Source organism: Roseateles sp. GW821-FHT09H10 (genome assembly GCF_059415865.1).
This window is the reverse complement of sequence record NZ_JBWKOB010000004.1, coordinates 1-17,771: the sequence shown is the minus strand read 5'-3', so window position 1 is coordinate 17,771 and position 17,771 is coordinate 1. Positions and strand designations below refer to the sequence as shown.

At 68.8% G+C, this 17,771-nt stretch carries 19 protein-coding genes; 16 read left to right on the top strand and 3 right to left on the bottom strand.

The features are described from left to right. Window positions 1-2: 2 nt before the first annotated feature. Genes uraH through xdhC form a run of 3 tightly spaced genes read left to right on the top strand, consistent with a single transcriptional unit; the run spans window position 3 to window position 1,336 of the window. The gene (gene uraH, locus AC07OY_RS18535) at window positions 3-356 is read left to right on the top strand and encodes a hydroxyisourate hydrolase (protein WP_495044091.1); all 354 of its coding nucleotides are present in this window, start codon (window positions 3-5) and stop codon (window positions 354-356) included. Continuing rightward, window positions 346-570 carry a hypothetical protein gene (locus tag AC07OY_RS18530; RefSeq protein ID WP_495044090.1) on the top strand — a complete coding sequence of 75 codons (225 nt, stop codon included), beginning with the start codon at window positions 346-348 and terminating at the stop codon, window positions 568-570. Before uraH ends, AC07OY_RS18530 begins: the two co-directional genes overlap by 11 nt. Next, the gene (xdhC, locus tag AC07OY_RS18525) at window positions 563-1,336 is read left to right on the top strand and encodes a xanthine dehydrogenase accessory protein XdhC (protein ID WP_495044089.1); all 774 of its coding nucleotides are present in this window, start codon (window positions 563-565) and stop codon (window positions 1,334-1,336) included. The genes AC07OY_RS18530 and xdhC overlap by 8 nt, the downstream gene beginning before the upstream one ends. Here xdhC and AC07OY_RS18520 read toward each other — a convergent pair. After that, window positions 1,281-2,093, bottom strand: a complete 813-nt coding sequence (locus tag AC07OY_RS18520) for a substrate-binding periplasmic protein (protein WP_495044088.1) — start codon at window positions 2,091-2,093, stop codon at window positions 1,281-1,283. The genes xdhC and AC07OY_RS18520 overlap by 56 nt on opposite strands. 196 nt (window positions 2,094-2,289) lie before the next feature. On the opposite strand from AC07OY_RS18520, the gene AC07OY_RS18515 reads away from it, so the two are divergent. The 3 genes from AC07OY_RS18515 to AC07OY_RS18505 all read left to right on the top strand — a co-directional run bounded on the left by AC07OY_RS18515 (window position 2,290) and on the right by AC07OY_RS18505 (window position 5,675). Further along, the gene (locus tag AC07OY_RS18515) at window positions 2,290-3,477 is read left to right on the top strand and encodes a urate hydroxylase PuuD (protein ID WP_495044087.1); all 1,188 of its coding nucleotides are present in this window, start codon (window positions 2,290-2,292) and stop codon (window positions 3,475-3,477) included. After that, on the top strand, window positions 3,474-4,769 hold the full coding sequence (locus AC07OY_RS18510; RefSeq protein WP_495044086.1) for a glycerate kinase type-2 family protein: 1,296 nt from the start codon (window positions 3,474-3,476) through the stop codon (window positions 4,767-4,769). Before AC07OY_RS18515 ends, AC07OY_RS18510 begins: the two co-directional genes overlap by 4 nt. A gap of 66 nt (window positions 4,770-4,835) precedes the next feature. Further along, window positions 4,836-5,675, top strand: a complete 840-nt coding sequence (locus tag AC07OY_RS18505) for an HDOD domain-containing protein (RefSeq protein WP_495044085.1) — start codon at window positions 4,836-4,838, stop codon at window positions 5,673-5,675. 34 nt (window positions 5,676-5,709) lie between these two features. Here the strand turns inward: AC07OY_RS18505 and AC07OY_RS18500 are convergent, their stop codons facing one another. Then, window positions 5,710-6,177 carry a histidine phosphatase family protein gene (locus tag AC07OY_RS18500; RefSeq protein ID WP_495044084.1) on the bottom strand — a complete coding sequence of 156 codons (468 nt, stop codon included), beginning with the start codon at window positions 6,175-6,177 and terminating at the stop codon, window positions 5,710-5,712. A 159-nt stretch (window positions 6,178-6,336) separates the two neighbouring features. Here AC07OY_RS18500 and AC07OY_RS18495 point away from each other — a divergent pair, with 159 nt between their 5' ends. The 4 genes from AC07OY_RS18495 to AC07OY_RS18480 are packed head-to-tail and all read left to right on the top strand — an operon-like array spanning window position 6,337 to window position 10,019. Beyond that, entirely contained in the window at window positions 6,337-7,593 is a 1,257-nt protein-coding gene (locus AC07OY_RS18495; protein ID WP_495044083.1) for a lipoprotein-releasing ABC transporter permease subunit, read from the top strand. Continuing rightward, window positions 7,586-8,347 carry a lipoprotein-releasing ABC transporter ATP-binding protein LolD gene (gene lolD / locus AC07OY_RS18490; protein WP_495044082.1) on the top strand — a complete coding sequence of 254 codons (762 nt, stop codon included), beginning with the start codon at window positions 7,586-7,588 and terminating at the stop codon, window positions 8,345-8,347. The genes AC07OY_RS18495 and lolD overlap by 8 nt, the downstream gene beginning before the upstream one ends. Continuing rightward, window positions 8,344-9,198 (top strand): formyltetrahydrofolate deformylase, encoded by an 855-nt coding sequence (purU, locus tag AC07OY_RS18485; RefSeq protein WP_495044081.1) that lies wholly within the window; start codon window positions 8,344-8,346, stop codon window positions 9,196-9,198. Before lolD ends, purU begins: the two co-directional genes overlap by 4 nt. An 11-nt stretch (window positions 9,199-9,209) precedes the next feature. Then, the gene (locus AC07OY_RS18480; RefSeq protein WP_495044079.1) at window positions 9,210-10,019 is read left to right on the top strand and encodes a TatD family hydrolase; all 810 of its coding nucleotides are present in this window, start codon (window positions 9,210-9,212) and stop codon (window positions 10,017-10,019) included. Here AC07OY_RS18480 and AC07OY_RS18475 read toward each other — a convergent pair whose 3' ends face one another. Then, window positions 10,020-10,844 carry an MOSC domain-containing protein gene (locus AC07OY_RS18475; RefSeq protein ID WP_495044078.1) on the bottom strand — a complete coding sequence of 275 codons (825 nt, stop codon included), beginning with the start codon at window positions 10,842-10,844 and terminating at the stop codon, window positions 10,020-10,022. Between the two features lie 35 nt (window positions 10,845-10,879). Between AC07OY_RS18475 and AC07OY_RS18470 the strand changes: the two genes are divergently transcribed. From AC07OY_RS18470 to AC07OY_RS18445, 6 genes are all read left to right on the top strand, one after another. Beyond that, window positions 10,880-11,449: a DNA-deoxyinosine glycosylase gene (locus tag AC07OY_RS18470; RefSeq protein WP_495044077.1), complete on the top strand. Its 570-nt coding sequence runs from the start codon at window positions 10,880-10,882 to the stop codon at window positions 11,447-11,449. A gap of 9 nt (window positions 11,450-11,458) precedes the next feature. Further along, entirely contained in the window at window positions 11,459-12,880 is a 1,422-nt protein-coding gene (locus tag AC07OY_RS18465; RefSeq protein ID WP_495044076.1) for an amidohydrolase family protein, read from the top strand. After that, window positions 12,877-13,650: a spermine/spermidine synthase domain-containing protein gene (locus AC07OY_RS18460; protein WP_495044075.1), complete on the top strand. Its 774-nt coding sequence runs from the start codon at window positions 12,877-12,879 to the stop codon at window positions 13,648-13,650. The genes AC07OY_RS18465 and AC07OY_RS18460 overlap by 4 nt, the downstream gene beginning before the upstream one ends. Window positions 13,651-13,665: 15 nt before the next feature. Beyond that, complete coding sequence (gene tfpB, locus AC07OY_RS18455) at window positions 13,666-15,447, top strand: type IV pilus assembly ATPase TfpB (RefSeq protein WP_495044074.1); 1,782 nt, start codon at window positions 13,666-13,668, stop codon at window positions 15,445-15,447. 101 nt (window positions 15,448-15,548) lie between these two features. After that, window positions 15,549-16,013 (top strand): tripartite tricarboxylate transporter TctB family protein, encoded by a 465-nt coding sequence (locus AC07OY_RS18450; RefSeq protein ID WP_495044073.1) that lies wholly within the window; start codon window positions 15,549-15,551, stop codon window positions 16,011-16,013. An 11-nt stretch (window positions 16,014-16,024) separates the two neighbouring features. Then, window positions 16,025-17,536 carry a tripartite tricarboxylate transporter permease gene (locus tag AC07OY_RS18445; protein ID WP_495044072.1) on the top strand — a complete coding sequence of 504 codons (1,512 nt, stop codon included), beginning with the start codon at window positions 16,025-16,027 and terminating at the stop codon, window positions 17,534-17,536. Window positions 17,537-17,771 lie beyond the last annotated feature (235 nt).

The following is a 17,771-nucleotide window of genomic DNA, read 5'->3' as shown; positions in this document are numbered from 1 at the left end:
CCATGGGCAAACTGACCACCCACGTGCTTGACACCGCCAACGGCTGCCCGGCCGCCGGCATGGCCGTGCGTCTCTACCGCTTCGATGCGGAGGGCCCCAAATGGCTGCGCAGCCTGCACCTGAACGCCGACGGCCGCGCCGACGGCCCTTTGCTGGAGGGCGCCACCCTGACCGGCGGCCGCTACCGCCTCGTCTTCGAGGTGGCGGCCTATTTCCGCGCCCGCGGCGAGAAGCTGCCCGAGCCGGCCTTCCTGGACGAGGTGCCGCTGGACTTCGGCATCGCCGACGAGGCCAGCCACTATCACGTGCCCCTCTTGGTCTCACCCTGGAGCTATTCGACCTACCGTGGCAGCTGAAATCAAGCCCACGCGCGCCAGCTGGGGGCAAGACCTCGGTGAAGGCGCTCTGCTGGTCGTCGAAGGCCTGGTCAACATCGGCGTCTGGAGCAGCGCAGCCTTTGCCGTCGCCATGGGCAAGTTCCTGCTGGGCGGCGCCTTGGCCGCGCTGGGCCTGGGCGTCTTCCTGCGCTTCAAGCGCCTGCGCATGAAGAGGAAGGTCCAGCGTGCCTGAGCTCATCCTGGTCACGGTTTCGCGCACCACCGGCAGCGTGCCGCGCGAGGTGGGCGCCTGGATGGCGGTGAGGGCCGACAGCTTCACTGGGACCGTGGGCGGCGGCCATCTGGAGTTCGACGCCATCGCCCGCGCCCGCACCGCCCTGGCCGGCGGTGAGCTGGAGACGGAAGTGCGCTATCCGCTCGGCCCCAGCCTGGGCCAGTGCTGCGGCGGCGTGGTCTGGCTGGCCTTCGAGCGCGTTGCCGCGGGTGAAGACCTGGCTGCCCGCTTGCCCCGCCCGCCGCAGCGGCCCGTGGCCCTGTTCGGTGCCGGGCATGTCGGCCTGGCCATCGCCCACATCGCCCGCGACCTGCCGCTGACCCTGCACTGGATAGACAGCCGCGAAGGCCAGTTCCCGGCCGAGGCCCCAGCGCATGGCTGGCAGCAGGAGGTCTGCAACCCGGCGGCCGACGCGGTGGACGACCTGGCGCCCGGCTCGGCCGTCCTCGTCATGAGCCACAACCATGCCGAGGACTTCGACATTGTTGCCGCCTGCCTCAAGCGCCAGCGCGAGCGCGGCGACCTGGCCTTCATCGGCATGATCGGCAGCCGCACCAAATGGGCGAGCTTCCGCCAGCGCCTGCAGGCGCGCGGCTTCGATCAGGACGACCTGGCGCGCGTCGTCTGCCCCATCGGGGTGGCCGGCGTGGCGGGCAAGCAGCCGGCCGTCATCGCGGTGGCCGTGCTGGCCCAGATGCTGGCGTTGCCGCCGGCGTCAGCGTGAGGCTGCGGCCGGGCTCGGCCTGGAAGCGGTTGCTGGGCGTGCCGATCTCGCGTTCATAGGCGGCCCAGGCCTGCTGGATCTCGCCGCGCTCGCGCATGGCGCGCAGGGCCTGCTCCAGCGGCGCGACCCAGGCGGCATGGGACTCGTGCACGCCGTGGAACAGCACCGAGCGGGCCAGCGGCGTCGCGATGCGGCAGAGCGTGCCCTGGCGCGTGTCCACCGGCACCTCGGACATCCAGGGCGTGGTCAGGGTCAGGGCGTAGTCGGCGGCGCCGGTGCTGAGGTTGAGGAAGGCGTCGCTGGGCGTGTTGGCGGCCAGCCTCGAGGCTTCGGGAATCAGGTTCTCGGCCGCAACCATGCCGCGCTGGTAGCTGACCCGGTGCCTGCCCAGGTCTTCGATGGCCAGCGTGGCCGGGCAGGGCGGCCGGGCATAGGCATAGACGAAGAGATTGAGCAGGGGCACGTCCACCTTGCGCACGAAGGGTGTCTGCTCGAAATAGCCGCCCACGCGCATGGCGACGGCGTCGACCCGGCCGGTCTGCAGCTCCAGCTGGGTGCGCGGCAGCGGCCAGGGCACGAACTCGACCTGCAGGCCGATGGCCGCATAGGCCTTGCGCAGCAGGGCCTCGGCGGGCGGGAAATAGCTGCGCTCGACATTGGTGGCGATGCGCACCAGCGTGGGTTCATCGGCCCCGGCTGCGGGCGCCGCCATCAGGGCCAGCGTCGCAGCGAGGGTGCCGAGTGAGCGGAGGGACATGGGCCGATTGTGGGAAGTCTGTCTGACGGCTGCTCGACGGCTGTGTTGCGCCGACGTGAAGACATCACGCCAAGCGGGTTGCCGCTGCATACACTCCCGGCCTGTCGCAGCGGTGTCGAGCTCCACGGGGCTCGCGGACGCGACGCTCAGGCCTCACAGCACCCGCCGTGGTGGGGCCACGCAAGTACCACCGCTCATGGACATCTATCTGCTCGACTGGGCCAGCCTGCTGATCCGCTGGCTGCACGTCATCAGCGTCATCGCCTGGATAGGCGCTTCCTTCTACTTCGTCTGGCTGGACAACCACCTCGTCAAGCCGAGCGGCGACGAGCTCAAGGCCAAGGGCGTGGATGGCGAGCTCTGGGCCGTGCATGGCGGCGGTTTCTACAACCCGCAGAAGTACATGGTGGCGCCGGCCAACCTGCCGCAGGATCTGCACTGGTTCTACTGGGAGAGCTACTGGACCTGGATGAGCGGCATAGCGCTGTTCATCGTGCTCTATCTCTGCAACCCCAGCCAGATGCTGATCGACACGCGGGTGCATGAGTGGGGGGCGCCCTGGCATGCCGTGGCGGCGGCTTTGGGCTTCCTCGCCGTCGGCTGGCTGGTCTATGACATCGCTTGCCGCTGGCTGGGCCGGACCGCCGACGGCCAGATCGGCCATGACGGCCGCGTGATGGCCGTCGTCGTGGCCTTCGTCATCTTCGAGAGCTGGCTGGCCTGCCAGCTGTTCGCCGGCCGGGCCGCCTTCCTCATCGTCGGCGCCACGCTGGCGACCATGATGACGGCCAATGTCGCGCACTGGATCATCCCGGGCCAGAAGAAGGTCATCGCGCAGATGCGCGCGGGCCAGAAGCCCGATCCCGTCCATGGCCAGCGCGGCAAGCAGCGCAGCGTCCACAACACCTATTTCGGCCTGCCGGTGCTGATCGCCATGCTCAGCAACCATTACGGCATGCTCTACCAGCATGCCCAGAACTGGATCGTGCTGAGCGTGCTGATGGCCGCCGGCGTGGCCATCCGCATCTTCTTCGTCAAGCGCCACAAGGGCGTCAACAGCTGGGGCGCCGTGGCGCTGGCCCTGGCCCTGCTGATCGGCCTCATCGCCTGGATGGCGCCCAAGCCCCAGCCAGCGGCGGCCGCCGTCGCGCCGGTCACGCTGGCCCAGGTGCAGGCCGTCGTCGCCGAGCGCTGCGCGATGTGCCACACCGGCGAAGTGGCCCAGAAGGGCGTGCGCCTGGATTCGGCCGAGACCCTGACCGCTCACAAGGCCGCGATCTACCAGCAGGTCATCGTGCAGCGCGCCATGCCGCTGAACAATGCCACCGCCATGACCGACGAAGAGCGTGCGCTGATCGGCCGTTGGGTCCAACAGAAGCCATGAACCTCGAACCGCGCGCACTGCTGAAGCAGCTCTACGACGTCGCCGTGGCGCGCGCTTTGCCGGGCCGCGTCCTCGCGACTCATCTCCCCCCGCCGCCCAAAGGCCGCACCCTGGTGCTGGGCGCCGGCAAGGCCGGTGGCGCCATGGTGCAGGCGCTGGAGGCCGCCTGGCCGGCCGACGCCCCGATGTCGGGCCTGGTCATCACGCGCTATGGCCATGTGCCGGGCGGCTGGCGGCCACGGCGCATCGAGCTGGTCGAGGCCGCTCATCCGGTGCCGGATGCCGCGGGACTTGCCGCCAGCGAGCAGATGCTGGCCCTGGCCCGCGGGCTGACGGCCGACGATCTCGTCATCTGCCTGATCTCGGGCGGCGGCTCGGCCCTGATGAGCCTGCCGGCGCCGGGCCTCACGCTGGCCGACAAGCAGGCCATCAACCGCGCGCTGCTGAACAGCGGCGCCGCCATCGGCGAGATGAACTGCGTGCGCAAGCATCTGTCGGCCATCAAGGGCGGGCGGCTGGCCGCCACCTGCGCACCGGCGCGCGTGCTGACCCTGGCCATCAGCGACGTGCCCGGCGATGACCCGGCGGTCATCGCCTCCGGCCCGACGGTCGCCGACCCCACGACCTGTGCCGAAGCCCTGGCCATCTGCCGCCGTTACCGCATCCACCTGCCCGACGCCGCCCGTGCCGGCCTCGAATCGGGCGCCTTCGAGACGCCCAAGCCCGGCGACGCGCGCCTGGCCGGCCATGAGTTCGCCCTGCTGGCCACGCCGCAGATGAGCCTGGAGGCGGCCGCCGCCTTCGCGCGAGAGCAGGGCCTCGCGGCCCACATCCTCAGCGACGAGATCGAGGGCGAGTCCCGCGTCGTCGGCGGCCTGCATGCGGCCCTGGCGCGCGCGGTGGCGCGCCGTGGCGAGCCCTTTGCGAAGCCCTGCGTCATCCTGTCCGGCGGCGAGACGACGGTGACCGTCGATGCGGCCAGGCCCCCAGGCAAGGGTGGCCGCGCCACCGAATTCCTGCTCGGCTGCGCCCTGGCCCTGCAATGCGAACCCGGCGTCTACGCGCTGGCCGCCGACACCGACGGCATCGACGGCGTCGGCCCGCATGCCGGCGCCCTGCTGACGCCCACCAGCCTGGGCCGCGCCCGCGCGCTGGGGCTCAACCCGCAGGCCCTGCTGGATGCCCACGACAGCGCCAGCTTCTTCGCGCCGCTGGGCGACCTGCTGGTGCCCGGCCCCAGCTTCACGAATGTCAATGACTTCCGTGCATTGCTGATCGTTCAGGGGAGGTGAAGAGCGTGGCGCGGGCGAATCCTTAGGCCTAGACTGGGCCGGTCAACGTCGACCCGGAGGTATCCGATGAGCGCAGCTGCGGAACGTTTCTTCGTCAAGCACAACGCCCTGCCGACCATGCCCGAGGTGGCCTCGCGGCTGCTGAAGAGCTTCGATGACGACAACGTCGGCCTGAGCCAGATCGCCGCCCTCATCGAGAAGGACTCGACGCTGACGGCCAAGGTGCTGCGCCTGGCCAACACGGCCCATTACAGCCCCTCCCACCAGATCTCCACCGTCGTCGACGCCGCCCACGCCCTGGGCCTGGAGACGCTGCGCAACCTCGCCATGGCCGCCTGCCTGAGCGGCGCCTTTCCCAAGATCGAGGGCCTGGACCGTGCGACCTTCTGGCGCCACAGCGTCGCCACGGCCAACTACTCGCGCATCCTCGCGCGCATGCTGGGCGCCGATGAGACGACGACGGACACCGCCTATCTGGCCGGCCTGATGCTGCGCACCGGCCAGCTGCTGATGGCCATGGACGAGCCGCATCTGGTGGCCGACGTCGAGACCCATGCCGCCGAGCCCGGCAGCCGCTTCTCGCTGGAGGAGCACCGCTTCGGCTGCACCCATGCCGACGTGACGGCGTCCCTCGCCGCGCACTGGCATTTCCCGCATGCCATGGTGGAGGCCTTCAAGGATGCCAACACGCCGCTGGAGATCCGCCCCTTCTCGCTGATCGCCGCCGTGCTGCACGTGGCCGAGGTGCTGGCCGATGCGTCCGAGCATCACGACGAGCCCGTGCATGCGCTGAAGGTGGCCGTGCCCGAGCTCATCGAGCATCTGCATCTCGACCTGGAAATGCTGGCCGCCAAGATCGCCGCGACGGGCGACCCGGCCGCCGAAGTGGAGCAGATGCTGCACTGACCCCGGCCGCCGGGGCCGGCGCGGCGAGGCCGGCCTAGAGGCAGTTGGCGCCGGGCGCGCCGCTCGGCGCGCCATAGCTGAACTGGGCCCAGCGCGGCGGCTGCACCTCGGGCTGAAGCAGGAAAGCGTGGTGGAAGCTGGTCTCGCAGAGCTCGGCCAGCTTCGGGCCGCCCAGGCCGGCGAGGATGGCCGGGATGGTGTTGCTGTGGCCGACGACGAGGACGACGCCGTTCTCGGCGCGCACCGCGTCCACCACCGCCTGGACATGGGCGGCGCCGCCTGCATCCACGACCTTGGGCTGCAGGCCCAGCGCCTGGGCGAGCGGCGCGGCGGTGTCACGCGTGCGGCGGAATTTCGTCGTCAGGATGGCGTTCACGCGCAGGCCGGCCAGTGCCTGGGCCAGGGCCTGGGCGCGCTGCTCGCCGGCGGGTGTCAGGGCGGGGTCGCCGGCGGGCGCTGCGGCTCTTTCGGCATGGCGCACGAGGATGACGAGGTCGGGCATGGCGAGGGCAGGGCTGGGGAGGAGGGCAGCTGTCAGCAGACATGCCGGCAGCAGGACGGACAAGGGCTTCATCGCGACTTTCCAAGGGCAGGGGCCCGATTCTGCGCGGAGCGCCCAGTTACCATCCCGGCCCCATGCTGTCACCCTTTGCATCGCCCCATGGCCCTGCCGTTTGAACTCCAGGTCGGCTGGCGCTACACGCGCGCCGGCCATGGTGGGCGGCGCAACCGCTTCATCAGCTTCATCTCCGCCGTGTCCATCCTGGGCATCGCACTGGGTGTGGCCGCCCTCATCATCGTGCTGTCGGTGATGAACGGCTTCCAGCGCGAGGTGAGGGACCGCATGCTCAACGTCATCGCCCACGTCGAGCTGTTGAACTACGCCGGCCAGGCCCTGCCGGACTGGCAGGCCACGGCGGCGAAGGCCAGGCAGAACCCCGAGGTGATCGGCGCGGCGCCCTTTGTCGCCAGCCAGAGCCTGATCGCCCGCGGTGAGGACATGCGCGGCGCCATCATCCGCGGCATCTCGCCGGCCGAGGAGGCCACGGTCACCGGCCTGGGCGCCCAGCTCAAGGACGGCGTCTTCGCCCAGCTGCAGCCCGGTGCCTGGAATATCGTGCTGGGCGCCGAACTGGCCCGCCAGCTCGGTGTCGGCCAGGGTGACAAGATCACCATCGTCGCCCCCGGCGGCCAGGTCACGCCGGCCGGCGTGCTGCCGCGGCTGAAGAGCTTCAATGTGGTGGGCACCTTCAGCACCGGCCACTATGAATACGACGCCGGCCTGGCCCTCATCCATGTGGACGACGCGGCCCGCCTCTTCCGCACCGAGGGCCCGACCGGCGTGCAACTCAAGCTGAAGGACGTCCACGAAGCCCGCCGCGTCGCCGGCGAGCTGAAGAACACCATGGGTCCGGAGATCCTGGTGCGCGACTGGACGCGCTCCAACGCCAACTGGTTCGACGCCGTGCAGATCGAGAAGCGGCTGATGAGCATCATCCTGACGCTGATCGTCGCCGTCGCCGCCTTCAACCTGGTCTCCACGCTGGTGATGACGGTGACCGACAAGCAGAGCGACATCGCCATCCTGAGGACCCTGGGTGCCAGCCCGCGCTCCATCATGGGCATCTTCATCGTGCAGGGCGCCGTGTCCGGCGTCATCGGCACGCTGGCGGGCGTGGGGCTGGGGCTGCTGGTGGCCTTCAACGTCGACGTCATCGTGCCGGCCATCGAGCATCTGCTCAATGTCAGTTTCCTGCCCGGCAGCATCTACGTCATCAGCCAGATGCCCAGCGACCCGCAGCGCGGCGACATCGTCCCCATCGCCCTGGTCTCGCTGGCCTTGTCCTTCGTCGCCACCCTCTACCCCAGCTGGCGCGCCAGCCGCGTGCAACCGGCGGAGGCGCTGCGCTATGAATAGTCATGTGAGCCCCGGCGCGCTGGGTACAGCAGGCGCCCCCCAGGGGGGCCAGACCGACCTCGGGAGCGGCCCAGCGGACGGTCTGCAAATTGTTCAGGCCACGGGCCTGACGCGCCGCTTCAGCGAAGGCGGGCTCGATGTCACGGTGCTCAAGGGTGTGGACCTGCATGTGTCGCGCGGCGAGACCCTGGCCATCGTCGGCGCCTCGGGCTCGGGCAAGTCGACGCTGCTGCATCTGCTGGGCGGACTCGACATGCCGACCTCGGGTGCCGTCACGCTGATGGGCAAGTCGCTGGCTTCCATGGACGAGGCCGAGCGCGGCCGCTGGCGCAACCAGCAGCTGGGCTTCGTTTACCAGTTCCATCACCTGCTGCCTGAGTTCTCGGCCCTGGACAACGTCGCCATGCCGCTGCGCATCCGCCGCCAGACGCCCGCCGAGGCGCGCCAAACCGCCGCCGAGATGCTGGCTCGCGTGGGCCTGAAGGACCGCGTGCTGCATCGGCCCGCCGAACTGTCGGGCGGCGAACGCCAGCGCGTGGCCATCGCCCGCGCCCTCGTCACCCGTCCGGCCTGCGTGCTGGCCGACGAGCCGACCGGCAACCTCGACCGCGACACCGCCGCGGCCGTCTTCGAGCTGATGCTGGAGCGCGCCCGCGAGCAGGGCACGGCCTTCATCCTCGTCACCCATGACCGCGACCTCGCGGCGCGCTGCGACCGGCAGCTGCGCCTGGTCGCAGGACAGTTCCAGCCATGAATCCGCGCTTCATCCTCAAGCTCTCCTGCCCCGACCGCGCCGGCATCGTGCACGCCGTGACCGGCGTGTTGCTGCAGCAGGGCGGCAACATCCTGACCTCGCACCAGCACGGCGATGCCGACCATGCGCGCTTCTTCATGCGCATCGAGTTCGAGGCGGCGGCCGAGGAAGGCGCGCTGCAGGCCGCCTTCAAGCCGCTGGCCGACGAGTTCGGCATGGACTGGGAGCTGGTGGCCCGGGCCCGCAAGACCCGCGTGCTGCTGCTGGTGTCCAAGCTCGGCCACTGCCTGAACGACCTGCTGTTCCGCGTCCAGACCGGCCATCTGCCGATCGAGATCCCGGCCATCGTGTCCAACCATCGCGACTTCTATCAACTCGCGGCCTCGCACAACATTCCCTTCCACCACTTCCCGCTGCTGGGCGGCACCGAGGCGCAGAAAGCGGCTCAGGAAGCCAAGATCCTCGAGGTGGTCAGCGACAACAAGATCGATCTCGTCGTGCTGGCTCGCTATATGCAGATCCTGTCGCCCGAGCTGTGCCGCGAGCTGAGCGGCCGCGCCATCAACATCCACCACAGCTTCCTGCCCAGCTTCAAGGGCGCCAAGCCCTATCACCAGGCCTATGAGCGTGGCGTCAAGCTGATTGGCGCGACGGCCCACTATGTGACCAGCGACCTCGACGAGGGCCCCATCATCGAGCAGGAGGTGGCCCGCATCGACCACAGCATGCCGCCCGAGCAGCTGGTCGGCATCGGCCGCGACATGGAATGCGTGGCGCTGGCCCGGGCCATCCAGTGGCATGCCGAGCACCGCGTGCTGCTGAACGGCAACCGGACGGTGGTGTTCCGCTGAGGAGAGCGGCAGTGTGGATAGACACCCACTGCCATCTCGACGCGGCCGAGTTCGACGCCGACCGTGAGGCGGTGGTGGCGCGCGCCCGCGCCGCCGGCGTCGGGCAGATCGTCATCCCGGCCGTCGCCGCGGACAACTTCGACACGGTGCGGATGCTGGCCATCCAGCATGATTTCGCCTATGCCCTGGGCATCCATCCGCTGTGCGTGATGAGTTCGGCGCCCACTGATCTCGACACGCTGGCCGAGGCGCTGGAGACCCACCGCGCCGACCCGCGGCTGGTGGCCGTTGGCGAGATCGGCCTGGACTATTTCGTCGACGGCATAGACCCCGAGGTCCAGCAGCATTTCTACGTCGAGCAGCTCAAGCTCGCCAAACGCGCCGGCCTGCCCGTGCTGCTGCATGTGCGCCGCAGCGCCGACAAGCTGCTGGCCGGCTTGCGCCGCATCGGCTTCACCCACGGCGGCATCGCCCACGCCTTCAATGGCAGCGAGCAGCAGGCGCAAGCCTTCATCGACCTGGGCTTCAAGCTGGGCTTTGGCGGCACGCTGACCTTTGACCGCTCCCTGCAGATCCGCCGCGTCGCCGCCAGCGTGCCAGCGTCGGCCCTCGTCATGGAGACCGACGCGCCGGACATCCCGCCGCACTGGCTCTACAAGACGGCCGAGCAGCGTGAAGCCAGCCCGGGGCAGGCGCGCAATGAATCGGCCGAACTGCCGCGCATCGCTGAAAGCCTGGCCGGGGTGCGCGGCTGGTCGCTGGAGCAGACGGCGGCCATCACCAGCGCCAATGCGCGCGCCGCGCTGCCGCGGCTGCGCTGATCAGGCGTTGCCGAAGTCCAGCGACAGCTCCACCCGGTCGCCGACGCGCAACTCCCCCGCACCGCTGCCGCGCGCATAGATGCCGAACTGCACCGGTGCGCCCGGCGCCCGTTCGGCGCTGAGCCGGGTCAGCGCGTCCAGGGCCGGTGGCTGGGGCACGCCGGTGGCCGGGTCCACGGTCGGCACGACGCAGCGCACGCAGGCCAGGGTGCGGCTCAAGGTCAGGACCCCGATGCGGGCCTCGGTCAGGATGTCCTCGATGAAGGCGGGCAGGTCGTCGCCGCCCTCCTCGGCGCGGAGCAGCAGATTGGGCCGGGCCCGCTCGGCCGGGCGGTGCAGCGGCTGGTCCATGGCCTCGCTCCAGGCGCGCAGCGAGCCGTCGCCGACGATGTGCAGCGCGTTCAGCACCGGGCGGCGCTGGGCCTCCAGGCTCAGCCGCACCAGGCGCAGGCGCTCGCCCGTCGTCGCGCGCAGCAGGGCGGCCGCGTCGTCGCCGGCGTCCCAGGCCTGCAAGGCATCGAAGTCCTGGCGCTCGCCGTTCCAGGCCCGCACCTCCACCGCGCCGCCGCCCTGGCTGGCCACCCGCTGCACACGGCCCTCGGCTTCCAGTTCCAGGCCGCCCACCAGCCACCGCGCGCTGACCAGGGCCAGGCGCGGATGGGCGCCCATCCAGGTCAGCTCGCCGGCGGCATCGATGATGCCCCAGGCTCTGTCGCCTTCGGGCCAGCCGTCGGCATCCAGGGTCAGCTGGTCCACCGCTTCACCGGCACAGGACTTGACCGGGTAGCGCCACAGCCCGGCGATGCGCGCAATCAGATCAGCCATGATGTCCTTGGTGTCATCGCCAGTTCCTTGCTTCCATGCCTTCTCCGAAGACAACCCTATCGTCTCAGCCGCGGCCGCTCAAGGCAAATTCTGCGAACGGCGAGTTCGAGCGGCGCCTGATCGGCCTGGCGCCGGTCTTCGATGCGCGGGCACGCCTGCTCGTGCTCGGCAGCTTTCCGGGTGCGGCCTCCTTGCAGGCGGCCCAGTACTACGCGCATCCGCGCAATGCCTTTTGGCCCCTCATGGCGGCTCTGCTGGGTGATGCGGACCTGGCGGCGCTGCCCTATGCCCAGCGGCTGGAGGCGCTGCGGCGGCACCGCGTGGCGCTGTGGGACGCGGTGGCGGCCTGTCGCCGCGAGGGCAGTCTGGACACGGCCATCGAGGCCGCGGAGCCCAGTGATCTGCCCCATCTCGTGACGCGCTTGCCCGAGCTGCGGGCCATCGCCTGCAACGGCGCGCTGGCGCACCGGCAGACGCTGCTGGCCCTGGGCGATCCCGGCATTCCGGTGCTGCGCCTGCCGTCCACCAGCCCGGCCCATGCAGGCCTCAGGCTGGCCGACAAGATCGCGGCCTGGCGCAGCGATCTGGCGCCGTATCTGGCCTAGGATGCCCGCATGAAAAGAATGTTGATGGCTGCGTGGGCGGCCTGGGCGGGTTGGGCCACCGCGGCGCCCGTTCCCGCGGACCTGATCCTGCGTGATGCCACGATCGTGGATGTGGCTGCCGGCCGGCTGGTCAAGGGCCAGGCCGTCGTCACGCGCGGCGAGCGCATCCTGGCCGTCGTCGACGAGAAGAAGCTGGGCGGCTACAAGGCCAGCCGCACGCTGAGCCTCAAGGGCCGCTATCTGATCCCAGGCCTGTGGGACAGCCATGTCCACTTCGGCGGCGGCGAGGCGCTGATCGAGGAGAACCGCCAGCTGCTGCCCCTCTACCTGGCCCATGGCATCACGACGGTGCGTGACTGCGCCGGTGACCTCAGCGACACCGTGCTGCAGTGGCGCAATGACATCGCCACGAAAAAGCTGCTCGGCCCGACGCTCTTCGTGTCCGGCGCCAAGCTGGAGGGCTACAAGCCGCTGTGGAAGGGCACCCAGGAGGTCGGCACGCCCGAGGAGGTGGCTCAGGCCCTGGACAAGCTGCGCGGCGAGGGCGCCGACTTCGTCAAGATCACCGAGAACACGATGCGCGCCGACGTCTACCTGGACGCGCTGCGTCAGGCCAAGGCACGCGGCCTGCCGAGTTCGGCCCATCTGCATGGCCATGTCACGCTGGACCAGGCGGCCGAGGCCGGCCTGGGCACGCTGGAGCATCTGAACTATCTGCTGCGCGCCGCCACGCCGCGTGAGGCGGAGCTGACGGCCCAGGTGGTGGCCGGCACCATCACGGCGCGTTCAGCCGCCGAGCAGAGCCTGGCCAGCTATGACGAGGCCACGGCCCGCGCGGCTTTCAAGCGCCTGGCTGCGCGCGGCACGGCCGTCGTGCCGACGCTGTCCGTCATCCGCATCACGGCTTATCTGGACCAGAATGACCATGCCCAGGACGACTATCTGAAGTACATCGGCCCCAAGCTGCGCCAGACCTATGAATGGCGGGTCAAGCGCGCCGCCCTGGACGGACCGGACGCCATCGCCTACCGCCATGCCAGCTATGAGAAGACGGCACGCCTGCTGCCGCTGCTGGCCGAGGCGGGCGTCGAGATCGTCGCCGGCACCGATGCCGGTTTCCTGAACAGCTTCGACTACCCTGGCCAGGCCCTGCATGACGAGATGGCCGTCTATGTGCGCTCGGGCCTCACGCCGGCCCAGGCGCTGCGCTCGGCCGTCGTGGCCGGTCCGCGTTTCCTGGGCAAGCTGGACCGCTATGGCGCGCTGGCCGAAGGCAAGACGGCCGACATCGTCGTGTTGAAGGCCAACCCGCTGGAAGACATTGCCGCGACGCGCCAGATCGACGCCGTCGTCACCCGCGGCCGGCTGCTGGATAGACGGCGCCTGGACGCGATGCTGAAGGACGTGAGCGACTGGGTGGCAAGGCAATGAGGTCCAAGCCGCAATCCTGGGGGCCGGCGACGCTGAGCGAGTTCGACGGCGTGCGCTTTCTGCATCTGGATTCCATCTGGGTGCAGGGGGCCATGCGCATCCGCAAGCCCGACCAGATCGAGTTGGAATATGTGCAGCGCATGTGCGCATGGATGCTGTGGCGCGACTCGGCCTTGCTGGGCGAAGGCCATGCCGTGCAACTGGGCCTGGGCGCCGCGGCCTTGACGCGCTTCTGCCAGGGCCAGCTGAAGATGCAGACCACGGCCGTCGAGATCAACCCCGAGGTCATCGCCGCCTGCCGCCAGTGGTTCCGGCTGCCGGCCAACGATGCGCGCCTGAGCGTCGTCAACGACGACGCGGCGCGCTGGGTCAGGGATGACGCCCATCTGCAGAGCGTCGATGTGCTGAATGTCGACCTCTATGACCACGACGCCGCGGCGCCCGTGCTGGACGACGAGGCCTTCTACGCCGCCTGCCGCGGCGTGCTGGCCGACGGTGGCCTGATGACGGTCAACCTTTTCGGCCGCAGCGCCAGCTTCGCGCGCAGCGCGCTGCGCATCGCGCGCGTCTTTGGCTCCGACCAGGTCTGGAGCCTGGCGCCGACCAAGGAAGGCAACACCATCGTCGTCGCGGCCCGTGGCGTGCCGGTGCCGCACCGTGAAGTTCTCGAGCAACGCGCGGCTAATATCGAATCGCGCTTCAAGTTGCCGGCCCGCAAATGGCTTAGGCTGGTGCGGCCATTGCCGATGAGCATCCTCAACGCCCTTTGAGAAGCTGAGCCCTCGATGTCGACCAAGTCCAAGCCCGCGGCGCCCCCTGCCAAGACCGAAGGTCGCCTGGAATGGCGCCAGCTGCTGCATTGGCTGCTGGAAGATGGCCTCATCGACGAGACCCAGGTGCAGCGCACCGAGCAGCGCTTCGCGGCCGGCGACAGCGCCCTGCATCCCCTGGTGCGCCTGGGCCATGCCGCCCTGGTGCGCCTGAGCACGGGCAAGCCTCTGGATGTGGACGCGTTGTCGGAATGGCTGGCCGTGCGCGCCAAGCTGCCCTATCTGCGCATCGACCCGCTGAAGGTCGACGTCGGCCGCGTCGGCGACGTGATGTCCATCGGCTATGCGGAGGCCAAGCGCTGCCTGCCGGTGCAGTTCGGCCTGAACGACGTGACGGTCGCGACTTCCGAGCCCTTTGACACGGCATGGGTGGCGCAGATCGAGTCGCATGTGCGCAAGCCCATCAAGCTCGTCATTGCCAACCCGCTGGATATCGCGCGCTACACGACGGAGTTCTTCACGCTGGCCCGCTCGGTGCGTGCCGCGGCCAAGGCCGGCGAGCAGAGCCAGGTGGCCAGCTTCGAACAGCTGGTCGAGCTGGGCAAGAGCAACAAGCAGCTCGACGCCAATGACCAGGGCGTCGTGCAGGTGGTGGACTGGCTGTGGCAGTACGCCTTCGACCAGCGCGCCTCCGACATCCACCTCGAGCCGCGCCGCGAGATGGGCGTCATCCGTTTCCGCATCGACGGTGTGCTGCACACCGTCTACCAGTTGCCGCCGACGGTGATGAGCGCGATGACCTCGCGCATCAAGCTGCTCGGCCGCATGGACGTCGTCGAGAAGCGCCGGCCGCTGGACGGCCGCATCAAGACACGCAACCCGGCCGGCGACGAGGTCGAAATGCGGCTGTCGACGCTGCCGACAGCCTTCGGCGAGAAGATGGTCATGCGCATCTTCGACCCGGAGACTGCGGTCAAGGATCTGTCCTCCCTGGGTTTCGGCCAGCACGATGCGGACCGCTGGGAAAGCCTGGTCAAGCAGCCCCACGGCATCATCCTCGTGACCGGCCCGACCGGCAGCGGCAAGACGTCGACGCTGTATTCCACGCTAAAGCGCCTGGCCACCGACGAGGTCAACGTCACGACCATTGAAGACCCCATCGAGATGATCGAGCCGGCCTTCAACCAGACCCAGGTGCAGAACGTGCTGGACTTCGGCTTTGCCGAGGGCTTGCGCGCGCTGATGCGCCAGGACCCGGACATCATCATGGTGGGCGAGATCCGCGACCTGGAGACGGCCGAGATGGCCATCCAGGCGGCGCTGACGGGCCATCTGGTCTTCAGCACCCTGCACACCAACGACTCGGTTTCGGCCATCACGCGGCTGCAGGATCTGGGCGTGCCCAGCTATCTGATCAGTGCGACGGTCATCGGCGTGCTGGCGCAGCGGCTGGTGCGCACGCTGTGTCCGCACTGCAAGCAGCCCGATCCCATGGTCACCCGCGAAAGCCTCAACGAGCTGGTGCGCCATTGGCGCCTTGGCGGTGGCGTGAAGCCCTACAAGCCTGTCGGCTGCCTGGAATGCCGCAACACCGGCTTCCGCGGTCGCGCGGGCCTGTATGAGCTGCTGACGATTTCCGAAGGGGTCAAGGGCGCCATTGCCGACCTGACCGCCCTGCGTCGCCAGGCCATGCAGGAGGGCCTGCGTCCGCTGCGGCTGGCGGGTGCCATGAAGGTGGCGGAGGGATTGACTACCGTCGAGGAAGTGCTGCGCAGCACACCGGCCTGGGAAAGCTGAGGCGCGATTACGTGTAATCCACAGTCGGGCCCCCAGGGTCCGACTGCCAGAATCGTCGTCAACAAAATGCGTGCCCCACGGCGCGCTGGAGGCGACAAGCGATGAAGATCAAAAGCCAGCGGGACTTCTGGTCCGGGCTGATGTTCCTGGTGGTGGGCGTGGCGTTCGCGTGGGGGGCAACCGAATACTCGTTCGGCACCTCGGCCCGGCCCGGTCCCGGCTATTTCCCCTTCGGTCTCGGCATCCTGCTGGCCCTGCTCGGCGGGCTCGTGCTGTTCAAGGCGCTGACGCTGGAATCGGAAGGGGGCGACCCCGTCGGCTCCATCGCCTGGCGGCCGTTGGTCATCATCGTGGCCGCGGTCGGCCTCTTCGGCATCGCGCTGCCGCGTCTGGGCATGATCTGCAGCCTGCCGCTGCTCATCGCGATGGCGGCGGCGGCGAGCGAGGAATTCCGTTGGCGTGACGTGCTGATCAGCAGTGTCATCTTGACCGCGGGCAGCTGGGCCCTGTTCATCAAGGGTCTCAGCCTGACGATTCCGGTCTGGCCCATCTACTTCCAAGGCTGAGGGCGCACGACATGGACTTGCTAAATAACCTCGGTCTCGGGTTCCAGACGGCGCTGACGCTGCAGAACCTGATGTACGCCTTCTTCGGTACGGTGCTGGGCACGCTGATCGGCGTGCTTCCCGGCCTCGGCCCGGTCGCGACCATCGCGATGCTGCTGCCCTCCATCTACACGCTGGAAGCGACGCCGGCCCTCATCATGCTGGCCGGCATCTACTACGGCGCCCAGTACGGCGGCTCGACGACGGCCATCCTGATCAATGTGCCGGGCGAGTCGAGCTCGGTCGTGACCGCCATCGACGGCTACCAGATGGCACGTCGCGGTCGTGCGGGTGCTGCACTCGCCGCTGCCGGCCTGGGCAGCTTCTTCGCCGGCTGCGTGGGCACCATCATCATTGCCGCCTTCGCGCCGCCGCTGACCGAACTGGCCTTCAAGTTCGGCTCGGCCGAATATTTCTCACTGATGGTCCTGGGCCTGGTCGGCGCCGTTGTGCTGGCATCGGGCTCGCTGATCAAGGCCATCGCGATGATCGTGCTGGGCCTGCTGCTCGGCCAGATCAACACCGATGTCATCACCGGCACGGCGCGCTTCTCCTTCGACATCCCTGAACTGACCGACGGCATCGGCTTCGTCGTCATTGCCATGGGTGTGTTCGGCTTCGGCGAGATCATCGCCAACCTGGGGCAGCCGGCAGAGCACCGGGAGGTCTTCACCAAGGAGGTCAAGGGCCTGTGGCCGACCAAGGAAGACTTCCAGGATGCCTGGCCCTCGGTCTTGCGCGGAACGGCACTGGGCTCCGTGCTCGGCGTGCTGCCGGGCGGCGGCGCGCTGTTGGCCTCGTTCGCGGCCTACACGCTGGAAAAGAAGATCAACCGCAACCCTCGCGTGCCTTTCGGCAAGGGCGCCATCCAGGGCGTGGCGGGTCCGGAGAGTGCCAACAACGCAGGCGCGCAGACCTCCTTCATCCCGATGCTGACCCTGGGCATCCCGCCGAATGCCGTGATGGCACTGATGGTGGGCGCCATGACCATCAAGGGCATCCAGCCCGGCCCCCAGGTCATGACGAGCAATCCGGAGCTGTTCTGGGGCCTGATCGCATCGATGTGGCTGGGCAATCTGATGCTCATCGTGCTGAACCTGCCGCTGATCGGCATCTGGATCAAGCTGCTGACGGTGCCCTACCGCTTCCTCTTCCCGGCCATCGTCGTCTTCTGCTGCATCGGCACCTACTCGCTGAACAACAACAGCTTCGACGTCTACATGACCGCAGGCTTCGCGCTGCTGGGCTATGTCTTCTACAAGCTGAGCTGCGAGCCAGCACCGCTGCTGCTGGGCTTCATCCTTGGTCCCATGATGGAAGAGAACCTGCGCCGCGCGCTGCTGCTGGCCCGCGGCGACTGGAGCACCTTCCTGACTCGTCCGCTGTCGGCCGGCCTGCTGATTGCCGCTGCGCTGATGATCGTTGTCGTCATGCTGCCCTCCATCAAGAACAAGCGGGAAGAAGCCTTCCACGAGGAGGCCTGAGCCTCCGGGCGCCGCTACCGCTATATCTAGAGAGGCCTGGATGAGGTGTCATCCAGGCCTCTGTTCTTTATAGGGGCGCACAAGGGAAGCGGGGAGTTATCCGCAGGTTCTCTCAGCTGGCACATCAAAGAATTTGCCCCAAGGGCTTCCACTTACGGAAAAACCTGTGCTACAGTCGTGGGCTTCGCTGATCACAACGCAGCGCTTGTCGGGAACGGCAGCTAGCGGTGGAGTG

Coding starts and splice junctions, on each gene's coding strand:
- lolD (WP_495044082.1), top strand. CDS start 7,586: ATGAATAGTCATGTGAGCCCCGGCGCGCTGGGTACAGCAGGCGCCCCC.
- AC07OY_RS18470 (WP_495044077.1), top strand. CDS start 10,880: ATGCCTTCTCCGAAGACAACCCTATCGTCTCAGCCGCGGCCGCTCAAG.
- AC07OY_RS18460 (WP_495044075.1), top strand. CDS start 12,877: ATGAGGTCCAAGCCGCAATCCTGGGGGCCGGCGACGCTGAGCGAGTTC.
- AC07OY_RS18520 (WP_495044088.1), bottom strand. CDS start 2,093: ATGTCCCTCCGCTCACTCGGCACCCTCGCTGCGACGCTGGCCCTGATG.
- AC07OY_RS18505 (WP_495044085.1), top strand. CDS start 4,836: ATGAGCGCAGCTGCGGAACGTTTCTTCGTCAAGCACAACGCCCTGCCG.
- AC07OY_RS18445 (WP_495044072.1), top strand. CDS start 16,025: ATGGACTTGCTAAATAACCTCGGTCTCGGGTTCCAGACGGCGCTGACG.
- AC07OY_RS18515 (WP_495044087.1), top strand. CDS start 2,290: ATGGACATCTATCTGCTCGACTGGGCCAGCCTGCTGATCCGCTGGCTG.
- AC07OY_RS18465 (WP_495044076.1), top strand. CDS start 11,459: ATGAAAAGAATGTTGATGGCTGCGTGGGCGGCCTGGGCGGGTTGGGCC.
- AC07OY_RS18495 (WP_495044083.1), top strand. CDS start 6,337: ATGGCCCTGCCGTTTGAACTCCAGGTCGGCTGGCGCTACACGCGCGCC.
- purU (WP_495044081.1), top strand. CDS start 8,344: ATGAATCCGCGCTTCATCCTCAAGCTCTCCTGCCCCGACCGCGCCGGC.
- AC07OY_RS18510 (WP_495044086.1), top strand. CDS start 3,474: ATGAACCTCGAACCGCGCGCACTGCTGAAGCAGCTCTACGACGTCGCC.
- AC07OY_RS18450 (WP_495044073.1), top strand. CDS start 15,549: ATGAAGATCAAAAGCCAGCGGGACTTCTGGTCCGGGCTGATGTTCCTG.
- AC07OY_RS18500 (WP_495044084.1), bottom strand. CDS start 6,177: ATGCCCGACCTCGTCATCCTCGTGCGCCATGCCGAAAGAGCCGCAGCG.
- tfpB (WP_495044074.1), top strand. CDS start 13,666: ATGTCGACCAAGTCCAAGCCCGCGGCGCCCCCTGCCAAGACCGAAGGT.
- AC07OY_RS18475 (WP_495044078.1), bottom strand. CDS start 10,844: ATGGCTGATCTGATTGCGCGCATCGCCGGGCTGTGGCGCTACCCGGTC.
- uraH (WP_495044091.1), top strand. CDS start 3: ATGGGCAAACTGACCACCCACGTGCTTGACACCGCCAACGGCTGCCCG.